This is a genomic window from Ochrobactrum sp. PL_is501, assembly GCF_055816895.1.
On record NZ_JBVPGR010000022.1, the window covers coordinates 13604 to 33615 of the forward strand.

The 20012-nt window shown below is 54.3% G+C and carries 27 protein-coding genes; 22 read left to right on the forward strand and 5 right to left on the reverse strand.

From position 1 onward, the window contains the following. Window positions 1-24 precede the first annotated feature (24 nt). Complete coding sequence (locus AC0TOF_RS01945) at window positions 25-321, forward strand: hypothetical protein (RefSeq protein WP_241084301.1); 297 nt, start codon at window positions 25-27, stop codon at window positions 319-321. Next, on the forward strand, window positions 315-830 hold the full coding sequence (locus AC0TOF_RS01950) for a DnaT-like ssDNA-binding protein (RefSeq protein ID WP_473767025.1): 516 nt from the start codon (window positions 315-317) through the stop codon (window positions 828-830). Before AC0TOF_RS01945 ends, AC0TOF_RS01950 begins: the two co-directional genes overlap by 7 nt. Here the strand turns inward: AC0TOF_RS01950 and AC0TOF_RS01955 are convergent. Beyond that, a complete protein-coding gene (locus AC0TOF_RS01955) occupies window positions 827-1132 on the reverse strand; it encodes a hypothetical protein (protein WP_473767026.1) in 306 nt (101 codons plus the stop codon). The genes AC0TOF_RS01950 and AC0TOF_RS01955 overlap by 4 nt on opposite strands. A 71-nt stretch (window positions 1133-1203) precedes the next feature. On the opposite strand from AC0TOF_RS01955, the gene AC0TOF_RS01960 reads away from it, so the two are divergent. Further along, window positions 1204-1560, forward strand: a complete 357-nt coding sequence (locus AC0TOF_RS01960; protein WP_473767027.1) for a hypothetical protein — start codon at window positions 1204-1206, stop codon at window positions 1558-1560. A 6-nt stretch (window positions 1561-1566) separates the two neighbouring features. Here AC0TOF_RS01960 and AC0TOF_RS01965 read toward each other — a convergent pair whose 3' ends face one another. Then, window positions 1567-2352 carry a hypothetical protein gene (locus AC0TOF_RS01965; protein ID WP_473767028.1) on the reverse strand — a complete coding sequence of 262 codons (786 nt, stop codon included), beginning with the start codon at window positions 2350-2352 and terminating at the stop codon, window positions 1567-1569. 344 nt (window positions 2353-2696) lie between these two features. Here AC0TOF_RS01965 and AC0TOF_RS01970 point away from each other — a divergent pair, with 344 nt between their 5' ends. The 8 genes from AC0TOF_RS01970 to AC0TOF_RS02005 all read left to right on the forward strand — a co-directional run bounded on the left by AC0TOF_RS01970 (window position 2697) and on the right by AC0TOF_RS02005 (window position 7504). Continuing rightward, on the forward strand, window positions 2697-3671 hold the full coding sequence (locus AC0TOF_RS01970; RefSeq protein WP_473767029.1) for a head morphogenesis protein: 975 nt from the start codon (window positions 2697-2699) through the stop codon (window positions 3669-3671). An 84-nt stretch (window positions 3672-3755) separates the two neighbouring features. After that, a complete protein-coding gene (locus AC0TOF_RS01975; RefSeq protein ID WP_473767030.1) occupies window positions 3756-4469 on the forward strand; it encodes a hypothetical protein in 714 nt (237 codons plus the stop codon). Next, complete coding sequence (locus tag AC0TOF_RS01980; RefSeq protein ID WP_473767031.1) at window positions 4469-4921, forward strand: HK97 gp10 family phage protein; 453 nt, start codon at window positions 4469-4471, stop codon at window positions 4919-4921. Before AC0TOF_RS01975 ends, AC0TOF_RS01980 begins: the two co-directional genes overlap by 1 nt. 1 nt (window position 4922) lies before the next feature. Next, window positions 4923-5333, forward strand: a complete 411-nt coding sequence (locus tag AC0TOF_RS01985) for a DUF4128 domain-containing protein (protein WP_473767032.1) — start codon at window positions 4923-4925, stop codon at window positions 5331-5333. A 63-nt stretch (window positions 5334-5396) separates the two neighbouring features. Further along, window positions 5397-5888, forward strand: a complete 492-nt coding sequence (locus AC0TOF_RS01990; RefSeq protein ID WP_063620971.1) for a phage tail tube protein — start codon at window positions 5397-5399, stop codon at window positions 5886-5888. A gap of 55 nt (window positions 5889-5943) precedes the next feature. Continuing rightward, window positions 5944-6357, forward strand: coding sequence for a hypothetical protein (locus AC0TOF_RS01995; RefSeq protein WP_025091516.1), 414 nt, complete (start codon window positions 5944-5946; stop codon window positions 6355-6357). A gap of 44 nt (window positions 6358-6401) precedes the next feature. Next, a complete protein-coding gene (locus tag AC0TOF_RS02000; protein WP_473767045.1) occupies window positions 6402-6713 on the forward strand; it encodes a phage tail assembly chaperone in 312 nt (103 codons plus the stop codon). Between the two features lie 65 nt (window positions 6714-6778). Continuing rightward, window positions 6779-7504 (forward strand): GGDEF domain-containing protein, encoded by a 726-nt coding sequence (locus AC0TOF_RS02005; protein ID WP_473767033.1) that lies wholly within the window; start codon window positions 6779-6781, stop codon window positions 7502-7504. Here the strand turns inward: AC0TOF_RS02005 and AC0TOF_RS02010 are convergent. Then, complete coding sequence (locus tag AC0TOF_RS02010; protein WP_473767034.1) at window positions 7501-7698, reverse strand: hypothetical protein; 198 nt, start codon at window positions 7696-7698, stop codon at window positions 7501-7503. The two genes, AC0TOF_RS02005 and AC0TOF_RS02010, sit on opposite strands and share 4 nt — an antisense overlap. Window positions 7699-7848: 150 nt before the next feature. On the opposite strand from AC0TOF_RS02010, the gene AC0TOF_RS02015 reads away from it, so the two are divergent. Together AC0TOF_RS02015 and AC0TOF_RS02020 are read left to right on the forward strand one after the other, a co-directional pair. Continuing rightward, window positions 7849-8601 (forward strand): DNA-processing protein DprA, encoded by a 753-nt coding sequence (locus AC0TOF_RS02015; RefSeq protein ID WP_473767035.1) that lies wholly within the window; start codon window positions 7849-7851, stop codon window positions 8599-8601. 1 nt (window position 8602) lies between these two features. Further along, window positions 8603-9265 carry a phosphoribosyltransferase gene (locus AC0TOF_RS02020; protein WP_473767036.1) on the forward strand — a complete coding sequence of 221 codons (663 nt, stop codon included), beginning with the start codon at window positions 8603-8605 and terminating at the stop codon, window positions 9263-9265. A 46-nt stretch (window positions 9266-9311) separates the two neighbouring features. Here AC0TOF_RS02020 and AC0TOF_RS02025 read toward each other — a convergent pair whose 3' ends face one another. Then, a complete protein-coding gene (locus AC0TOF_RS02025; protein WP_368649637.1) occupies window positions 9312-9653 on the reverse strand; it encodes a hypothetical protein in 342 nt (113 codons plus the stop codon). A 55-nt stretch (window positions 9654-9708) separates the two neighbouring features. Between AC0TOF_RS02025 and AC0TOF_RS02030 the strand changes: the two genes are divergently transcribed. Genes AC0TOF_RS02030 through AC0TOF_RS02040 form a run of 3 tightly spaced genes read left to right on the forward strand, consistent with a single transcriptional unit; the run spans window position 9709 to window position 13110 of the window. Continuing rightward, a complete protein-coding gene (locus AC0TOF_RS02030; protein ID WP_473767037.1) occupies window positions 9709-11922 on the forward strand; it encodes a phage tail length tape measure family protein in 2214 nt (737 codons plus the stop codon). After that, window positions 11919-12533, forward strand: a complete 615-nt coding sequence (locus AC0TOF_RS02035; RefSeq protein ID WP_473767038.1) for a hypothetical protein — start codon at window positions 11919-11921, stop codon at window positions 12531-12533. The genes AC0TOF_RS02030 and AC0TOF_RS02035 overlap by 4 nt, the downstream gene beginning before the upstream one ends. A 43-nt stretch (window positions 12534-12576) precedes the next feature. Beyond that, window positions 12577-13110: a GNAT family N-acetyltransferase gene (locus AC0TOF_RS02040; RefSeq protein ID WP_022569923.1), complete on the forward strand. Its 534-nt coding sequence runs from the start codon at window positions 12577-12579 to the stop codon at window positions 13108-13110. On the opposite strand, the gene AC0TOF_RS02045 is transcribed toward AC0TOF_RS02040, so the two are convergent. After that, complete coding sequence (locus AC0TOF_RS02045; RefSeq protein ID WP_374846634.1) at window positions 13107-13325, reverse strand: hypothetical protein; 219 nt, start codon at window positions 13323-13325, stop codon at window positions 13107-13109. The two genes, AC0TOF_RS02040 and AC0TOF_RS02045, sit on opposite strands and share 4 nt — an antisense overlap. 79 nt (window positions 13326-13404) lie before the next feature. Here AC0TOF_RS02045 and AC0TOF_RS02050 point away from each other — a divergent pair, with 79 nt between their 5' ends. The 6 genes from AC0TOF_RS02050 to AC0TOF_RS02075 form a co-directional block, all read left to right on the forward strand. Then, window positions 13405-13971 carry a hypothetical protein gene (locus AC0TOF_RS02050; protein WP_473767039.1) on the forward strand — a complete coding sequence of 189 codons (567 nt, stop codon included), beginning with the start codon at window positions 13405-13407 and terminating at the stop codon, window positions 13969-13971. Then, a complete protein-coding gene (locus AC0TOF_RS02055; protein ID WP_473767040.1) occupies window positions 13943-14380 on the forward strand; it encodes a DUF6950 family protein in 438 nt (145 codons plus the stop codon). The genes AC0TOF_RS02050 and AC0TOF_RS02055 overlap by 29 nt, the downstream gene beginning before the upstream one ends. 75 nt (window positions 14381-14455) lie before the next feature. Next, the gene (locus AC0TOF_RS02060) at window positions 14456-17440 is read left to right on the forward strand and encodes a phage tail protein (protein WP_473767041.1); all 2985 of its coding nucleotides are present in this window, start codon (window positions 14456-14458) and stop codon (window positions 17438-17440) included. 55 nt (window positions 17441-17495) lie between these two features. Then, a complete protein-coding gene (locus tag AC0TOF_RS02065) occupies window positions 17496-18893 on the forward strand; it encodes a hypothetical protein (RefSeq protein WP_473767042.1) in 1398 nt (465 codons plus the stop codon). Next, on the forward strand, window positions 18893-19366 hold the full coding sequence (locus AC0TOF_RS02070) for a DUF4376 domain-containing protein (protein ID WP_473767043.1): 474 nt from the start codon (window positions 18893-18895) through the stop codon (window positions 19364-19366). The genes AC0TOF_RS02065 and AC0TOF_RS02070 overlap by 1 nt, the downstream gene beginning before the upstream one ends. A 151-nt stretch (window positions 19367-19517) precedes the next feature. Continuing rightward, window positions 19518-20012, forward strand: a 495-nt coding sequence (locus AC0TOF_RS02075; RefSeq protein ID WP_473767044.1) for a lysozyme family protein, incomplete at its 3' end; no start/stop codon positions are given.

Below are 20012 nucleotides of genomic sequence, written 5' to 3' on the forward strand. Positions count from 1 at the left end.
TCCAAGAAGGCATGGAAGCGTGAAATGAAGAAGATGGGTTGCAGCGAGCCATATCCCGGCACGGATGGCCGATGTACCACATTCACGAAAGACGGCAAAGTCGTCGTCATCGTCACCTTGCGCGATGGGAGCGAGAATGAGCGGACGGTTTGTGAGGTCGCCGGCCTTCTGGTTCATGAAGCTACTCACGTCTGGCAGACAATCCGCGAAGACATTGGCGAGAAAGATCCATCGCCAGAGTTCGAAGCTTATTCGATGCAGGCAATCTTTCAGGAACTGTTCAGCGCCTATCAGGAAACGCGAGGCACCGGCAAATGTTGACGACGACACCCGGCGATTCTGCCGCTGACAGCTACGTCGATCTGGATGAGTTCCGGGCCTACTGTGGCAAGGTCGGCTACGATCTGGCCGACAAGACCCATCCCGAAGTCGAACAGGCCTTGCGCCGCGGTACGACATGGCTGGATGGCACATACGGCCAGCGGTTCATCGGTGAACCTGCGACGGTAGAGCAGGCGCTTGAATGGCCTCGAAAGAACGCCGTGTGGCGCGGTGCGCTGCTTCCGAGCACAACGATACCACAAAGGATCAAGAATGCCTTGTGTGAGGCTGCTTGGCGAGAATTGATCACTCCCGGAAGCCTTTCGCCAGACTATGTGCCAGCGGAGGCGATTAAGCAGGAACAGGTCGGTGATCTGTCCGTCACATACCAAGACACGGACGGCAGGATTGATGACGTCCTGCCGGTAATCAGCGTAGTCGAGGGCATCCTAGCCGGGTTCATCCGAGGCAAAGGGCCGGGAGTTTTCGGTTCAGCCGCAAGAGCCTAAAGCATATCGTTATAGGGCTGCTTGGTTTCGCCAACCAGGCGGGCGAGTTCGGTAAAGCTCCACGGGCGTTCCGCTCCAGTCGTATTGGCGATCTGAAGTACCCTGATCGGGAAGCAGATCGCATCGCGGTTCGATGGATTGAGGTCTTCGACAAATCGATCATCCCCACGAGCGGTTGCTTCGGCTGTTCTGAGGGCGTCGTCTAACTCGACTTGGGACAGAATGCCTTTCTCGACCAGTGCATGGTTGATCGCGGCAATAGCGAGGCATAGGCCTTCGATCTGCAAGTTTGCGACGTTCATGTTGTCCTCCTTCGGTTCCCGATGTTTTCCAACGCATTTGGTCGGGGATTTGATCCATTGGAGAGTGCCAAATGGCCAGGTTCAACTATGCCCGCTCGGTTCAAACGGCGAACCGACTGATTGACAAGTTCGGCCAGACCGGCGCTATCCGACGTACCGAGACATCGGGCGATCCATGGGACCCAGGCACAAGCGATACGGACTATCCGTGTACTCTGGTAGCGCTGGATTACGACCAGAAGGACGTTGACGGGACACTGATCAAGTCGACCGACAAGAAGGTTTATGTTGCCACCAAGGGTCTGACGATTCAGCCGACGACGACTGACAAGGTCATCATCGGCGGTGTTGTGAGCACGATTGTCGAGGCTAAGCCGCTCAATCCGGCTGGAACGGTCGTTTATTGGGAGTTGCAGGCACGATCATAGGCAAGTTCAACCGATGCCCATCAACGGTAGAAGCAGAGAGAGGGACTTTTCTGCGGCTATCCCCAGTGCCGCTCCTGCGAAATTTTGTGCGAGCCAGCGAAGAGCCCGCACAAGGACAGCCTCAATTGCGCCAACACGAGCTGTTCGGGCTTTCAGGAGTAAAATACCGGCATCTAGTTCGAACTTGATACGCTCTCGGTCGTCTTCAGAAATATCGTTCCATTGCTGAACTGCTAATTCGGCCGATTGAATGGATTCTAGCGTGCTCTTGTAGGCCGGACTGTTGTGATGAAGCGTTACTAGACGATCTGAAGCCGGAACATCCTTAGACGCCCTGTATTCGTCAGGTACGGGTTCGTCAAAGTTGCTTCGAATGTAGCGTCTTAGCTCGGACGCGAATGGCGAGAAGAGATTTGCTACAATCTTCTGGACGGAATCCTTGTCATCAACGTCCTGAAAATACTCGAACCCGAAGACCGAAGGATTTACATTGCCATCATTGATCTCCGTGAAAAGAAGTATGTAGGCTGATAATCTGTCCAGCCGATTTGACGGAATATTCAATGATGATTGTTTGCCTTCTTCATCGGAGTACAACATCGACTGGAGAGCATTCCTAGCACCATCTCGACGTTTAAGCCATTCAATGTGGGAAGCAACATCTTCATCAGCGCTCGCTATCAAATGAAGCCATTGCCTAAGCCGTGATGGGAATATTCGGTAATCCGCTGACTGAACCTGCATAGTAAAGTCATCAAATTCTTCAAGAAATTCGTCAAGATCGTAATCCATGATCCCCCCTTAAGGTTTGAAGCCCATGCGTATTTCAGCAGACGCAAATGATTCTGGCTACACTGGCCTCTCGCTAAAGGGGATTACGGTTTATTTGAATGGTGTTCTGCAGAGCGATGTCGTTACAGCGGATGATGGCGAAGGGTACGTTCTCCGGGCGAAAAGAAGTGAGCAAGGAATGCTGACAACTGACTGCGGAGAGATCGCCCTAGAAGAAGTTAGCGGAAACGTCGATATCCGCGTTTCGCGGACTGAGGTTACGTCCAATGCTAAAACGTCTCACGCCCCGCGAACGGTTTGAAGCCCTTATCGCCACATACGAACCAATCCTGCGCGCCGCTTTCATGGCTGCCGTGGATGATATCCGTTCGAACATCGTCCTCCGTCGGATCGTGGAGCGGCTGGAAAAGGGCGATATTGCAGGTGCGATTGAAGCAATGTTCATTGAAGAAGCAGCGTTTAACCCGCTAGAAGAGGCGCTACGGCAGGCATTCAACGCGGGCGGCGTCGACACTGTTTCGAACATGCCGGCACTGAAAGACCCGGAAGGCCATACTGTGGTCATTCGTTGGGATGCTCGGAACGTGGTTGCTGAAAACTGGCTGCGCGATCATTCGGCCAGTCTCGTTTCAGGAATTGTAGCTGATCAGGTCGAAAGCATTCGTACTGCTCTGACGGATAGCCTTGCTCGCGGCGACAATCCGACGAAGGCCGCCAAAGCTATCGTTGGGCCAGTAAACCGGGCTACTGGAACGCGAGAAGGCGGGATTGTCGGTCTGACGGCAGCACAGGCCCTGTTCGTACAGAGCGCTCGTGACGAGCTTCTTTCCGGCGATCCTGCGCTTTTGCGGAACTATCTTAAGCGCGGCCGGCGAGACAAGCGATTTGACCGAACGGTGACGAAAGCCCTCAAGGAGCAAACTCCATTGCCGCCTGATGTCGTGGAAAGGATCGTGAATCGTTATAGTGCAGGCCTGCTGAAGCTTCGGGCCGACACGATTGCCCTGAATGAAACATTCGATGCGATGGCAGCGGCAAAAGACATCGCCTTTCGCCAGCAGATCGATAACGGAAATCTCTCGGCAGACATCGTCACCAAGACTTGGCGACACACACCGCAAGAACACGGCAGATTGCAGCACATTGCGATGAACGGTCAGCGCGTCCGGTACGATCAGCCCTTCATCGCACCGGATGGAACCCAGATCATGTATCCCCATGCGCCAGGTATTCCTACAAAGCATAAAATCGGATGCAAGTGCATTTGCGAATACTCAATTTCATATGTGGATCAACTGCTTGATCGTATTCGCTCCTGATTTGTGCTAAAAGAAAATCGGGCCGATTTGGTGCTGGAACACCGCCTCGGCCCTAACCGAAACGACGCGATAGGAGCGCATCGAATGGCTGATAAAGCTATATGCAACATTGCGGGATGCAACAACCCCATCCTCATTAAGTCTCGAGGCTGGTGTTCCAAACACTATCAACGGTGGCAGCACACCGGCGATCCGACAATATCAAGGGTAAATCGTGAGCAGACAGGCCACCCTTGTACCATTAAAGGTTGTGGCAAGCAGTCTGGATATCACGGCTACTGCCAAGCCCATTACAAGCGTTGGCTGAAGTACGGCGACCCGGAGGCGATTTCTGATAGCTATCGACGCCGAGTGAAATGGGTAGAGGCGCATGTCGATTATGCCGGTGACGAATGCCTGAAATGGCCGTTCAGCGTCGGTGACCGAGGCCGAGGCCTTGTGCAGGTCGATGGCAAGCAAATCTCGGCCCCACGTTTTATGTGCACGCTGGCTCATGGAGAACCTCCGGCGCCAGAGTACGAGGCGGCGCATTCCTGCGGCAAGGGACATGAAGGATGTATCAGCCCGCGTCACCTGTCGTGGAAAACGACCTCTGGCAACCGGATGGATATGGTCGAGCACGGCACACTGCCGAGAGGCGAGGCCGTCAACACCGCCAAGCTGACAGAAGATCAGGTTCGTGAAATCCGCAGGATCGGTTCCGGCTTGGAAAGAAGGGATATCGCAGCCATGTTCGGGGTTTCGTACTGGACGATCTGGGAAATCCAGACGCGCCGATCTTGGGCTTGGCTCGACTGATGGCCAAGTCTTTTGCCGCAACCGTCGGGCAGTGGGCTGTTGAGGTGGATGGCGCGCTTGAAGTCGTGTTTAAAGAGAGCGCGCAAGAGCTAGTCAGTCAGATGGATAAGCTTCTGTCTGACATGGTCTATGACCAGCCATCATCTGAGAATTACCGGCGAACCGGCTTTCTTCGTGCGTCTCTGATGGCATCGCGTGAAGCCATGCCGAGGCTGTATCGTGACAATCCCGGCGGGTCGGTTCCTCCTGATCTGCAGCCAGTTATTCTGGTGATCAACAGCGCTGATCTCGGTGATACCATCTATCTCGGCTACACCGCGAACTACGCGGCCTATGTGCATTACGGTGCCAAGGGCGCGGCTCCCCGTCCGTGGGTAACGCTCATCGCTCAGCGGTGGGAAGAAATCGTTGCCGTCAAAGCCAAAGAAGTGAAGCAAAGGCTCAAGCTCTGACATGACGATCGAGAAGAGTATAGAAAACGCTCTATTCGAGCGCGTAGCGTCTTTGGTGCTTAATCCTGCGCTTCCGGTCGCTTGGCCCAATGTCGGCTTCCAGCGGCCCGCTACGGGATATTTGCGAGTGACGCATGTGCCGAACACATCGCGCCGCCGGTTCGTCGGGTCAACTGAGCCTCATCAAAGACGGGGCATTCTTCAGATTGATGTGTTCCTGCCTCTGAACGGTGGGGCAACGAAGTCGACGGAGACCGCAGGCAAGGTTGCGCAGCATTTCCCGACCGACCTAAAACTGCCGAAAGACGGGTTGACCGTTCGCATCACCAAGGCACCTGACATCGCACAGGGGTTCAGCGATGAGACGCACTGGCAAGTGCCTGTGACGATCTCATACGACTGTTTCGCATAACATTCATCCGGCCTGAGCCGTTAACAGCCCCCATACGGGGCTTTTTTCATATGGAGAAGACCCATGATTACAACTGCTTCGGGCTCTACGATTGCGATCGGGCCTGCAACCCCTGTCACGGGCGCCAATGAGGCCGCTATCATCACGGCGTACAAGGCGCTGGCCTACGTGCCCGTCGGTGAAGTTCAGAACCTCGGCGAATTCGGTGATGAGGCGAACGACGTCACTTTCACCAGCCTTTCCGATGCTCGTGTGCGCCATCTCAAGGGTGCTCGCGATGCTGGCGTACTCGCCCTGGTATGTGGCCGTGATCCTCTCGACGCGGGCCAGATCGCGCTGAGGGCCGCTGAAAAGACCAATCTGGCATACGCAATTCGCATCATCGCGAACGATGCGCCAGATGAAACCGGAACCCCAACCGAGTTCTATTTTCACGCACTCGTTCAGTCCGCGAAGGAAAGCTATGGCGAAGCCGATGATGTGGTCACCACGACTTTCAATCTCGGCATTACGACCGCCGTTTTTGAACAAGAAGCCACTGCCGGAACCCCGTAATTCCAACAGCTTATCAACCGTTTTTCCACAGACGTATTAACAGGAAAGTTCACAGATGGATCTGTCAGTATTTGACGGCGCGGCGAAGGCATTTGACGAAGGTTTCGAGGTGGACATCGTTCACCCTACCACAGGCAAGAAGCTGGGCATGAAGGTTCGGGTTGCATCGTATCAGTCGCAACGCGTTCGTGATGTCCAGCGTCGCCTGGCCAATGCCAACATTCGCGACCAGAAGCGCAATCCGAAGAAAGTCCAGACGGTCGAAGAAATTGAAGATCGCGCAGTTGATGTGATGGTGGCCGCTGTTCTTTCGTGGGAAGGATTCGAGCGAGGCGGGAAGGCCATTGAATGCACGACGGAAAACGTCCGGGCAGTGCTGACCAATCCGGATTTGTGGTTCATTGCCGAGCAAATCGACGCTGCGGCGGATAATCAACTGGCTTTCGTGAAAGCCTCGCCAGCGAGCTAATTTCGTTCGGCGAGGCCGTCTTCGCTAAACGACGGCCGACCGTCCTGCCAGACTTCCCAGACGATTTACGGCACGTCTGGGGCTGGTTCCTTGATCTGAACGCCCGCCGATCAGTCGGCATGTCTGCAAATCCGATCTCGTATGAAGAGATCGACGCCTATAGCCGTGTTCACGGCATTTCGATGCTGACATGGGAGGTCGAACTAATCTGCTTACTGGATAACGCCATTCTCGCAGTCACGCGGGCAGGCCAGAAAACCAAATCCAGCGACCAGTTGAAGAACGAAACGCCAGCCAGTGACGGACACGGCGTTGCATCGCTGTTGCGTGGGTTTAAAAGAAAGAAACGGGAATGATTGTTGAAGTAACGTATAAGAGGCGTTAATCGACTTGCTGGGTATACCTATTGAGGGCTGGGTTTTTGCGGGTGCCATCAAGTTACGTTTGGAAACGCACGGCGTTGGTTGCCGTAATAGCAGCGCTGATTTCGATTTCGCTCTCGACAGGGATACGTGTCGTAATTGGTGCGCGTTCTGACACTGTCACGATTGTAGTCCGTCTCTTACTTCCGTTTCTTATCGCGATACCGTTGGGCGTTTTCTGGTTTTCACGATTGGAAAAACTGGAACAGTCTTACCGCGTTGCGGTGAAGAGAGCGAATGAACTGGCGCGAGTAGCCAGTATTGACCCGCTAACTGGCCTGCTCAACCGGAGAAGTTTTATCCAGCAGTTTAATGCAGCCAACAAGGCAGGTGTTCGCGGATGGTTTTTGATTGCTGATATCGATTATTTAAAGCGGATCAACGATCAATACGGGCATCCAACAGGAGATGATGCCGTAATTTCAGTTGCACAGGCGTTGGAAGATTGCTTGTCGAACGACAGCCTGATTGCGCGCATCGGCGGTGATGAGTTCTGCGCGTTCGTACCGAAAGCAGGAATATGTAACATCGATTCTGCGGTCGCAGATATCAGTTCAAGAGCGTCCGGCCTTTTGAACGAGAAAAGGCCGGACAAAGAATTGCCGTTATCTGTTTCGGTGGGCCTTACAACTTGCAAGCCAAGGCAGACTTTCGAGGAAGCCTTGGCTCTGGCAGATGAAAGGCTCTATCGAAAAAAAAACGACAGGCCGCAAAAGCTCGTTTAGGTCTTCTGATAACAACCCAACTGCGCCGCTTCTGTTCTGGCTTGTACGCGCTCGATTTCCCGAATGGCCGGATATTCCGTCCGACTAAGCAACTGCTTGCAGCGAACTTCTTTGTATTCATGGTCCGGCGCCCGATTGCTAACGCAACCGGAAAGAACGAACAGGGCGAGACTGGCGATCACGAGTGCTTTCATTCGGTTCCCTCTTTTGGGGATGAATCTAATGACAAATCACTGTACCATTGACAAGAGATTTACCGCGCTGTTCTCGATTTGCTCGAATCGCTATACCCTGCATATAGAGCATTTCTGTTTCCGGGGGCGAAAGTGCTACAAGAGATGACATTGGCCAAGACGAGTGTCGATAGACAAGTTCTGAGCGAGAACAATACGAGGAGGCGTACAACTTATGCACGCCCGAGTATCTTTCATGAACTGCCATTAGGATCCTTGCTGGACATTGCAGGTCGTTCGATCCCGAAAGAAAGTGAGGGGCTTTTCCGGAAGCCGGAGGAAAGCGATCCTATTATTTTCTACTCCGGAGATATTGCCATTTTGAAATCGCCGTGCGTTTCCGTGATCGGCGCACGGGATGTTTCTGCAGAAGGGAGCGCGCGCGCTAGCCGTATTTCTAGGGAATTGGCGCTTGCTGGTGTTGTCGTAGTAAGCGGATTAGCCAAAGGTGTTGATGCCGCTGCACACATGGCGGCTATTGCCGCCGGTGGAAAGACCATAGCTGTAATAGGAACATCAATAGACAAAGCATACCCTGTTGAGAACGCTTCGCTCCAAGAGGAAATTTATAATGAACATCTTTTGATTTCGCAGTTCCATTTCGGTCAAAGAACTTATCCCTCGGATTTTCCCAAAAGGAACCGGCTTATGGCAGCTATTTCCGATGGGAGCGTTATTGTTGAGGCCTCAGACACATCGGGAACTCTACACCAAGCATCAGAATGCGTTCGCTTAGGCAGATGGCTGTTTTTGCTTAGGTCAGTCGTTGAGAATGAAAAACTAACTTGGCCGGCGCGGTTTTTAGATTATCACAAGACCGTAGTAGTTACTAAAGTACAGGACGTTCTTTCGCGGGTGCTGTAAAATGAAAATCCACTTTATTTGTGGGTACTATTCCGATCTGGCACACGAGTCAAAAAGAAGAACAGAGCCATACTGGGATGCTTATTTTTATGTTTGGGCCGTCAAAGTCGGCGCATTCAGGCGTTCTTTTTTTGCCCATAAGCCGCATGGCAATGTTAAGATAAACAAGGACAATTTTCATTTAGTCCGAGAGTGGTTTGGGGATTTCATTGTACACACACTACGGACTGAAAAAGCAGACGAAGACGTTCTTATAGTTCCTATTCCGTCAAAAGACGGTGTTGTAGGCGCAGATGGTTATCGCACTCTGACAATGGTTCAGGAAGCACTACGTGGGAAACAATACGAAGGGTCGATAGCAGATGCCTTGCGTTGGTCGGAAGCGCTTCAACCTGCACATGAAGGCGGAGGTAGATCTAGAAAGTTCCTGCACGAGCGATACCAAGTTGATGTTGCAGTGAAGGGCCGCAACGTTGTTCTCGTAGATGATATCTTATCCACGGGAAGTGCCATGTTGGCTGCGAGGGACGCACTTTTAGATCATGACGCGAATGTTCTTGGAGGCATTGTGTGCGGCAAGACGATCTACGATTTCGAAACCAAACCGTTTGGACTCCAATCGTTCGTGCTTGAGCAAGAACTAAACGACTATCGAACAGATTAATTGTTTTTGAACGGTAGAAGAGTTAAGGGGAGCATAGCTCCCCTTTTTATTTAAACGGGTTAATAGCTGCCCCATCTTCATTTATGGTCATCCGAAATTTGTTAAGCCCTTCATTCCCACCTTGGTAGGGGGAACACATCTCGATAGCTCTAGATGCCGACTTGACGGCTTGCTTACCCAAGTCATTCCGGGGCTTATATGACGTAACAGTGATGTCCCTGACCGCACCGCTCGCGGTCAACAGAACATCAAACTCGGCGTCAATATCTGCATCAGCTGAAAATGGTGGTGGATTCCAGCATTTTTGAGCTTGTTCAGCCAATGTTTCAGCGTGAGCCACACCGGTCCATACGCCTACAGCAACCACACCAACGAATATGGATTTCATGCCCGTCTCCTTTTAGGTGGCGAGGACGATAGCTTTCGCCTGAAAGGAACGCAACATGGCTGACATCGCTACTCTCGGCTTGGAAGTGCGCAGTGATCAGGTTGAGAAAGGCACTCGTGCGCTCGACAAGATGTCCGGTGCGGCAAAACGGGCAGAAGCAGCGGTAAACGGCTTTTCCTCGACCAGTTCAGGTGCCGCATCTGCGGCTTTGCGGCTTGCGGCAGGAACGAGTAACGCCGAAGCCGGACTGGAACGTGTTGCGGGCGCTGCAAGGCAAGCACAACAGTCACTTCGGTTGGCGAGTGCTGCCGCAAACGACAACATCAAGGCAGCGAGCAAGTTCAATACAGCCAACATCGCGGCACAATTTCAGGACATCGCAGTTTCTGCGCAGATGGGAATGGGCGCATTCCAGATCGGCTTGCAGCAGGGCACGCAGCTTGCAGCGGTCATCAGCATGATGGAAAACCCGTTACGCGGTCTCGGCGCGGCATTCATGTCCGTCATCTCGCCAGTCAGTCTCTTGACTATCGGCCTTGTGTCGCTGTCTGCGGCGGGCCTGCAAATGGTCGATTGGCCAAAGCGCACCGCTCAGGCTCTCATCTTCCTTGCCGACAATCTTAAGGCCATCGCTCCTTACGCTGCAACGGCTGCTGCGGCACTCGCGCTAATCTATGCGCCATCCGTGATCGCCGGAATGGTAAATCTCATCGCTTGGATGGGACGTGTATCTGTCGCTGCGATCAGCATGGGTGCATCGTTCGCGCTTGCTAATCCCGCTACCGCTCTGGTGGCTGGTTTTGCCGCAGCCGTCATTGCTGCAAATATATTCCGCGATGAACTCAACGACATATTCGGGCGCGATGTCGTTTCAGATGTCAAAAAAGCGGTAAATTGGATCGTGGGAGCATTCGTCGGAGGCTTCAACGCAGCGAAGGTAATCTGGAATGAATTCCCAGATGTCATGAATGAAATTGGCGCGTTGGCGATGCACAATCTAATGGAGCAAATCCGCTGGGGCCTTCGTCAAATGGTGCTCGAAGTCAACATGGGCCTGAAGTCGATTGGCGAGCGGTTCAATATAACGCTGCCCGACTTGGGCAACCCAAACAAATTGTTCCCGCCTCAGAAGGGCCCAAAGGTTTCAGGCCGAACTTCCAATGCCGTGGCAAAAGTCACCGCAGCATTCAGTGATGCCCAGAATACGGATTACGTCGGCGGGATATACTCGGCCATTGAAAGCGGGGCATCTGCCGCAGCGGACAAGCTGAGAGAGCTTGCCAAGGGCCTAACCGACGTTGACGATAAGTCGAAAAAAGGTCGTAAGCGGAGGGGCAAGACCGATGCCGAATATTATCAGGACATCATTGACGGTGCCGATCGGCGTATAGCATCGCTACTGGTTGAACAGCAGGCTCTCGGAATGACTGAAGAAGCCGCCAATGCGCTTCGATACGAGCAGGAAATGCTAAACCAGGCGCAACAGCATGGTATCGACCTCACGCCGAAACAGGCTGATTACATCAAGATGCTCGCCGGAACGATGGCGGGTTTGGAATCTGCAATTCAGAAGGCGCAGGACGCGATCAACTTCGCCAAGGATACGACGAAGGGTTTCTTTTCCGATATGGCGAATGGGCTTGCGAATGGTCGTGGCCTGTGGGGTTCGTTGGCTGATGCGGCTGTGAATGCCATCAACAAGATTGCGGATGCCCTCATCGATAGCGGGATTGAAAGCCTGTTTGGTGGCGGTGGAATCAGCAAGTGGATTGGCAGTCTGTTTGGCGGAGGGGGGGTGGGAGGAGCAACTGACCCTTGGTCAGGCCTGCGGCTTGCAAGCGGCGGCTACGTGACTGGTCCCGGCTCTGCAACCTCTGACAGTATTCCGGCCTGGCTGTCGAACGGCGAATTTGTCATGAACGCAAAGGCGACAAAAGCTTTCGGCCCGTGGCTTCAGGCTATGAACGATAACAAGGTCCGCGGTTTTGCATATGGCGGTCCGGTTGATGGGAATGTCGTCTCAATGCCGTCTCGCTCCACCTTGCCGAGTGTTCGAGAGGCTGCTGTTGCTGGCGGCCAGCAGACTGTTCGTATCATCACGGAAACCCGTTTTGTGAATGACGGGAACTTCCAGAACTACATCAAGAGCGAAGTCGAGGAAGGTTCTGCGAAGACCTTCAAGGCCGGCATTCAGAAGTACGACAAGGGCGGCGCTGTTCGCGCCGCTCGTGATCTGCGTCAGGTGAACCAGAGAGGCTATGCGAAATGAGTATCAGCCTTCCTGACTTCATCGAGTATCAGGCTGGCCGTCCACGTCTTAACAAGCCAATTTCAATGTCTCGGTATGGCGAACGAGCCATATCGATGATCCAGAACGGTGATGAATGGTGGACGGTCAACATCGAAACCCAGCCGATGTATGACGAGGATCTGGCCGAGTTCGAAGGCTGGCTAGCTCAGGCCCAGAACGGCATGGAAACGATTGTTTACACAGTCCTCGGCAAGCAATCTCTTCCCCGAGCCTACTGGAACAATCCGAATAGCTCCGTACCGGCCGGGAATGGTTCACTTACATCGGTCGCGAATGGAAAAACGCTACTTATCGGCGGCGTGACTGTGGGATTGGTGATGACGAAGGGTGATCTGATTTCGCTCACGTCCGCCGACTATCACAGTCTCCATCGTGTAACGGCCAACGCCACGGCGGGGGCGACAATCACGCTACCTGTCGAGCCGCCGGTGCCGTCCTACATCGCAAATGGCGCAACGGTTCGCTTCAAAGATCCAGTTCTGAATACCCGGATTGTGCCGGGATCGACTGAAGTTGAAGATGGCGTGATGCCAACGGCAAAGTTCCAGCTTGTTGAGGTGCCGAGGTAATCCGTTAAGGTAAGCACTCGGTATCGGGAGAAAGAGGACGCAAATGCAGATAAGCGATTATGAAATACGGCCCGGAACACTTGCCGATCTTTCGCTGCTGTCCCTCCATGACTTTTCATTTGAAGTTCAAGATGAGCTTGTTGAACCATTTGAAAGTATGGTTTCCGTTTCGCTGATGGAGCCATATCGCAAAGACTATGGCTTTGATGAAACCGATCTGACGGAATTTCTGACAGACCCTGGCAAACAGCTTTTCATTGCAGTTCGGAATGATGTTCCTATTGGGTATCTTGCAATCAGCGAAGGCTGGAACAAGTACGCTATTGTGGAGGACGTCGCGGTCGCCGCTGGCAATCGAAAGGGAGGTGTCGGAAGACTTTTGTTGGGCTCAGCCGTCCAATGGGCCAGAGATACGGGAATGGCCGGTGTCCGCCTCGAAACCCAATCCACCAACGTTTCTGCGTGCCGCTTCTATAGCTACTACGGATTTTCGTTAGGCGGATATGACAGGTTTCTATATCGCGGCCTTTATCCGGAAACACGGGAAGTAGCATTATTTTGGTATCTGCATTTCTAAGGGCGCTGTCGACGTTCCCGAATAGCCCGGATCCATGTGTTGTTGAACATGACGGCTCCGATCACCAATGCGACGGCACCCATGGCGATCATGCCGACGGCAATGCCTTGGTCACCGAACTGCTGATACAGCCAGCCCGTTTTTTCAACGGCCTGGGCAGGATTTCCAAGGCGAAGAACTCCTTGGATCAAGGCGCCAAACCCGACAATCAACATGCAAACGCTTCTAATCATGCCGGCCAGATATCAGCTGGGCGCGGTTGAATCCACCCTTTCATTGGTTTGGCGGTAACTCATGGCCTTTCCCGCACGTCTACAGCAACTGCTCAACGAGGGCAGGGGCAAGATCGCATCTGCCGTAAAGTTCGAGTTCGGCACCGGCACCTATGGCTTTTTCTCAGGCAAGGGCAGCGTCGATTATGGTGGCCTAACCTATCACGGTAACACCATCATCGACATTGATGAGCCCATGTACGCGCTTGGCACAGCGGCCCAGCCAGTCACCATGCGCCTGCCCGCTGCCGCCGATTTCGGCCTGACGCCGGATAAGCTCGGATTGATCGAGCAAGAAGATTATAAAAATCGACCTGTCACGTTCTACGACTTCTATTTCGACCCGGACACCAACGCTTTTCTTCATGCCGAGCCGACCTGGTACGGCTATGTCGATTACATCGACCACCGCGAAGAAAGCGACGAGGTCTGGTTAGAAGGCCACATTGAAACGGGCGCGGTCGACAACTTCCGCGAGGGCTACCGCTACGCCTCGCATGAGGACCAGCAGCTTGTGTCGCCCGGTGACATGCTTTTCGAATACGCCGCTAGGATCAAGAATGAGTTCTTCAAAATCAAATTCGGCTAGGGTTCCCGGTTGGGATCGGGCGTTGGAAGACCTTGCGACGGCCCATGTATCGATCGCGCCGGAATGGGGCGTTTCGGACTGCCTGATGACGGCCGCCGATGCGATCAAGGCTGTAACCGGCGATGATCCGCTTGCGGAGTTCCGCGGCAAATACAAGACCGAAGCCGGGGCAGCCCGGAAGATGCGCGCCAATGGCTGCGAGAACGTCAAGGACGTACTCGAAACCTATCTCCAGCTTGAGCCGGTCAATCGTCTCTCTGCCCGCCGTGGCGATGTGGGCGTTATCCGCATCAATGACGAATACGTGGCCGGGTTCATTTGCGGCTCCGGCTTCGCCGTGAAACAGCCGCATGGGCTCGCGTTCTTGTCCGTGACCGACATCGAGCAGGCCTACAAGGTTGGCCTGTAACCACTTCGACAATTTGCGCCTTTGAAGGTCCGCCAGCAGCGGGCCTTTTTTGCTGCGCCCGATTAAGGCTGTCGCATGCCATTTTTAGCGCCTATCTTCACCGCGATTGGCGGGCTTGTATCGAGCGTGGCGGCATGGGCTGCTGCAAGCCCGATCCTCGCCGGTATCGCGCAGACCGCCTTTGGCATTGCACTCAAATATGCCGTCAATGCGCTTTTCCCTCCGAAGACCCAGAGCCGCGCATCGGAACTTGAAACCCAGTACGGCGCCAATATCCCGCGCTCGGTCATTCTCGGTACCTGCGCGACTGAAGGCCATCACATTTACCGCAACAGCTACGGGTCGGGTGGGCGTCTGATACAGGACGTGTTCGTTCTGTCGAGCTTCCGCATCACGGCTGTTCCGCGTGTTCGATACAATGGCCAATGGCGCATCTTGAGCCAGCAGGACGCCAACGGCTACTGGCTTGTGCCGAATGAAGGAACAAGCGGCGACGATCACGATAATGTCCGCGTCAAGTTTTTCTACGGCACGATGGATCAGCAGGCAGAGCCGACGCTGATCAACAATGCGCGCCCGGCTGGCCGGTGGACTGCAAACCATCGTGGTGCAGGCGTTGCCTATGCCGTCGTGTTTTCCGAGCTTCGCAAGAATGGCGACGGCCTGACCTCTCCGGCAAAGCTGCTGTTCGAAGTTGTCGGTGCGCCGCTTTGCGACTGGCGCAAAGACAGCACGATGGGCGGATCGGGCCCGCATCGCTGGGACGATCAGAGCACGTGGGAATATTCCGATAATCCGGTCGTGCAGATCTACAATCTGGAACGCGGTTTTTTCAACGGCACTCAGCGCATGGTTGGCAAGGCTGTTCGTGCAAGCCGTCTGCCGTTGGCAGAATATACCCAGGCTGCGAACATCTGCGACGAAGTCATGTCGGATGGCTCGAAGCGTTATCGTGCCCATGCGATTGCCAAGGACGGCCCCGGTGCCAACCACGACGCCAACTTGACGCCCATCCTCGAAGCCATGTGCGGGTCGTGGGTTGAGCGTGTTGACGGCGAATTCCCGATTGCAGGCGCTCCACAGGCCATCGTTGCAACTATCACCGATGCTGACATCAAGCGTGGTGCACCGCTTCGCTTCAGTGCGAAACGCAAGCGCACCGAGCTAATCAATACGGTTGCGGCCTCTTACGTTTCGCCGGATGACTTCTATGAAACGAAGGACGCCGCAACCCGTATCGATGCCGGTGCATTGGCTGAAGATCGGGAAACGCTTGCCAGCGCCATCCCTTACGCTGCCGTCACCGATGTGCGGCAGGTGGACAGGCTGGCCGATATCGCCATTCGTGGCGCTCGCTATCAGGCATCGGCTGAAATCGTCGTTCATCCGAAATTCCTCGATACGATCAAGGAAGGCCGGTGGGTTCGCTGGAACAGCGCCAAGTATGGCGACCGGACATATCAGGTTCTGACGCGGCAGCTTGGCGGCATCAACACCGACGGCGCCCGCGACATATCCCTCTCGTTGCAGCAGATCAGTAATGGCGTTTTTGATCCGACAGCCTACGAAACAAACCCGCCGAACATCATCGTAATCCCACCACCGCAGTATCTGGCCGAGGTGCAGGGTTTCGATGTTATTCCGACCATTGTCAAAGCGGATGGTGCCGGAGAGTTGCCGGGTGCACGGCTGCTCTGGGATACGATTGATGATATCTCGGTTGTCGGCGTTAATATTGAATACTGGCCCGCAAACGATCCGAGCCAGGTGTTCCGCGATTTTGTGACCGCCGATATCGTCAATGTGACGATCTCCGAAGGGCTGACTTCGCTCACTGACTGGTTCGTCCGCACGCGTTTGCGCGTGGATAACGGGCGCGCTGTGGCGTGGTCAGCGGCCAAGCCGTTTCGCACGCTGGACGCCCAGGGCGATCAGAACCCTATCGATTATGAAGGACTGGCCGATGACCTGAAGGGCTATCTCGGCTGGATCGGGCCGCAGGTTCGCGAATTGATCCGGCAGGCTGAAGAACTTGCTACCCTGACTGCGGATAATCACAACAGCAACTATTCGGACATCCAGCGTTTGACCCGCCAGCTATCGAGCACCTTTGGCAATGCGCAGGCGATGTGGCAGGAGGATATCATCGTTGCCACGGGTCCGAATAGTGCCATTGGCCAGCAGCTGACCCGGATCAATGCCCAGCTCTGGGACAATACCGGGGCAAGCATTATTCAGTTGCTGCAAGTCCGCGTTGATGGCGTCGAGGATGATGTGGCGGCGCAAGCCAACCTTATCACTCAGCTATCGTCCAATATGGGTGAAGTGTCTGCGAACGCGACATTCCGAATGGGGACTTATGCGGCACCGAGCGGCTGGAACTCCCGCATTGGAATGGAAGTGCGCGGTGGAACAACCGACAGCTACAAGAGCGCCGGCCTCTTCCTTGATGTGACCAGCACCCAGGCGCGTATTGCCCTGATAGCGGAACAGATCGTGTTCTCGAACGGCACCGAGTTCTTCAAGCCATTCGTCATCCAGAACAACGTTATGTACGGCGAAGGCTTCGTCATGGATTGGGCGAAGATCATCAATGTCCAGATCGGCACTGCGCAAATCGGGGATGCTGCAATCACTTCCGCGAAGATTGGCAACTTGCAGGTGAAAACCAGCAATCTGGACTTTGGGTCTGTGACACAAGTCTTCAATGCTTCTGGATCATCACCCAACCCCGGCAATCAGAACACCCCGGCCTGTAGTCTTCTGACGATCAATCCGCAGGGGAATACCTGTCTGATCACTTTCGGCTGGTCGATCACGTGGACAAGCTCGTCAAACTCGTCTGTCACCATCAGTCTGATCAATGTCACAACTGGGGTAACGGTGGCCTCGGCGCAATCGCCTTCGTCCAATGGCGCGACATTCTCAGACTACATCACCATGATCGACACGAGCGCGGTCAGCGGGAACAATAATTACGAGCTCCGGTATGCGGGCACCGGTATTCCCATCGTAAGCGCGTTCTCCGGGACTATTCGGGCTCTCGTCTGGAAGCGCTGACCTTCATCAAAATCCAACCGAAAGAAACCGCGTTGACAGCGCGGGGAGGTAACTCATGGCTGTTTTGCCCGATTATGTGACCGGGACGATAACGCTCGCCAATGGTTCAACGATCGTTACCGGCACTGGGACCATGTTCACAACGGCGGCTTTTCGCCCTGGCGATACGCTTCAAATCCAGAACCTGACGGCAATCATCGCCAGCGTCGATAGCAATACTTCGCTGACCCTGACCGAACCATGGACTGGCGCGAGCCTGACCGATGCGCCATATCGTGCGCGCTATTTGCCGGATGGTGCACGTGTTACCGCCCAGACGACCACGCTCATTGAACTGCTTGGTAACGGTGTGTTGTCGAATATTGCCAGCGTCCCAGTCGAGGACGGCAAGCTGCTCGTTGGCAATGCGGCAGGGCAGTACGAGGCGATCAGCAAAGATGAATTGGGCATTCAAGACCCGAACGGCAGCCTCGGCAAGCTGGCGGCGCTGACGTTGGCGGCACGGCAGATTTTGCAGACGGATGCAGCGGGCGATCTGAAGCAAGTTGCACTGGCTGCAAACAAGGCGCTCGCCACGGATGCGAATGGGGACGTTACCCCCATCGACCTCGGAACCCTTGGACGTGCACTGCTGGCACTCGCTACGGGAACAAGTGCACAATACGTGCAGGGTGACGGCACGTTACAGGCCAAGTCTGGTCTACCTGTCAGTACCGCCACACAAACGGCTTTGAACGCGAAGGCCAATTCGTCATATCCGACGTTTTCTGGTGTTGTTGCAATATCAGTACCATCTTCCGAATGGATGGCTGTAAATGCCTCCAATCCCCGTCAGAACACCGCAGCAGGAACATTCAACCACGCACCTGTGCTTCTCAGTCGGGTGGGCACTGGACAGCTATTTGCTTCATTCAAGGGGATGGAAGCTGTCGGCGTTAATATGCAGGCGGTTATCGATGTTGTCTCTGGCTCAACTGGGGCATCATTCAGTTTTACTCACATTGGTAACGCTAATGTCCCGGGTGCGTTCACAGCGGGCAGCAAGTCGTTCCTCCTCGATCATCCAAACGACCCGTACAACAAAGACCTTGTTTTCATGTCCACCGAGGCACCGAAAGCGGGTGTTGAGTTCTGGGGAACCGTTCGTCTGGTTGATGGCGTAGCGGAAGTGGACATTGATAGCGCAAGCAATTTGTCGCCCGGTACGTTCGTAGCGCTGACACAGAACGCAATTCCGCTGAAGCCAAACAATCTCGATGGAGAAACCGAGGTTCGCGCTGGCAGGGTAGTTGACGGAAAATTCTCAATCTTCGCCGTGAATAATCCCACTTGCAACGACGAGGTATCGTGGCACGTGAAGGCGGAACGTGCTGATCCATTCATCAAAACGCATGAATTCTGCGACCCGTTGACCGGGTTACTCATTCCAGAACATGAAAAGGAAGATGCGTAATGTCAGCCACGCAACAAATTGTCGATACCGCAAAAATCGGGAAAAAGGGGCATCCTCGACATTTTACGGCGCTGGGTATTGCCCCGCCGATGAAGACGGTCCCGGTAGAAGACGGCATTCCGCAGAGCAATCATCCCGGCATCACGCTGCAAGAATATGCCGCTGCCAAGCGCTGGGAAAAGGAAGTCGGTGGAACCGTTTGGAATGGTTGGCCGGTGCTGTCTGATCGTGAAAGCCAGAGCAAGATCATTGCCGAGGCTGTGGCCATCGAAAAAGGCGAGCGCGCCGACGGTGACCCGTGGAAGTTTGCCGACGGTGAGTTTCGCCAACTGACAAACGAACAAATGGACGATCTTGCCGCAGCCGTCCGCCTCCACGTCAGAACCAGCTACGGGATCGAGGCCCAAGTGCTGGCAGCCATTGAAGCTGGCTCAATCACCACAGAAGCCCAGATCAACGCCGCCTTCGCATAACCGATATTGAAAAGTTGATGATCCGCACCGCCTTCAGGGCGGTTTTTGCAATCAAAAAAAACCTCGGCGCGGGGGCTGCCGAGGTCGCGCCGGAAAGAAGCGGGGGCTTCAACGGCGCATGTTTATAATCTCATAAAGAAAGGAAAATGCAATGGATAAAACCGTGCCAGCTGGCGCGGCGCTTCTGCTCGACTTTATTGGCGGGATCGAAGCCCCACGCGGCTATGATGTGATTTATGGCAATAATCAGGACAAGTTGCCAAAGCCAATCACACAGTTGACAATTGGCGAACTGGTCGATGCGCAGGCATCATTCACCAAGCGTTTTAAATCGTCAGCATCGGGCCGATATCAGTTCATGCGTGCCACGCTGCAGGACCTTTCCCGCGAGCTTGGTTTGCGCGGCACCCAGCTATTTGACGCCAATCTGCAAGACCGGCTTGGCTTTCATCTACTGAAGCGGCGCGGCTATGACGACTATGTGGCTGGCAGGATAACCCGCACTGAGTTCGGCAAACGTCTGGCGCAGGAATGGGCTTCTTTGCCTGTGCTGGCAGCGACGAAGGGCGCGCACCGCGACCTGAAACGCGGCCAGAGCTACTACGCTGGCGATGCCTTGAATAAGTCGCTTGTCTCTCCGGCCAAG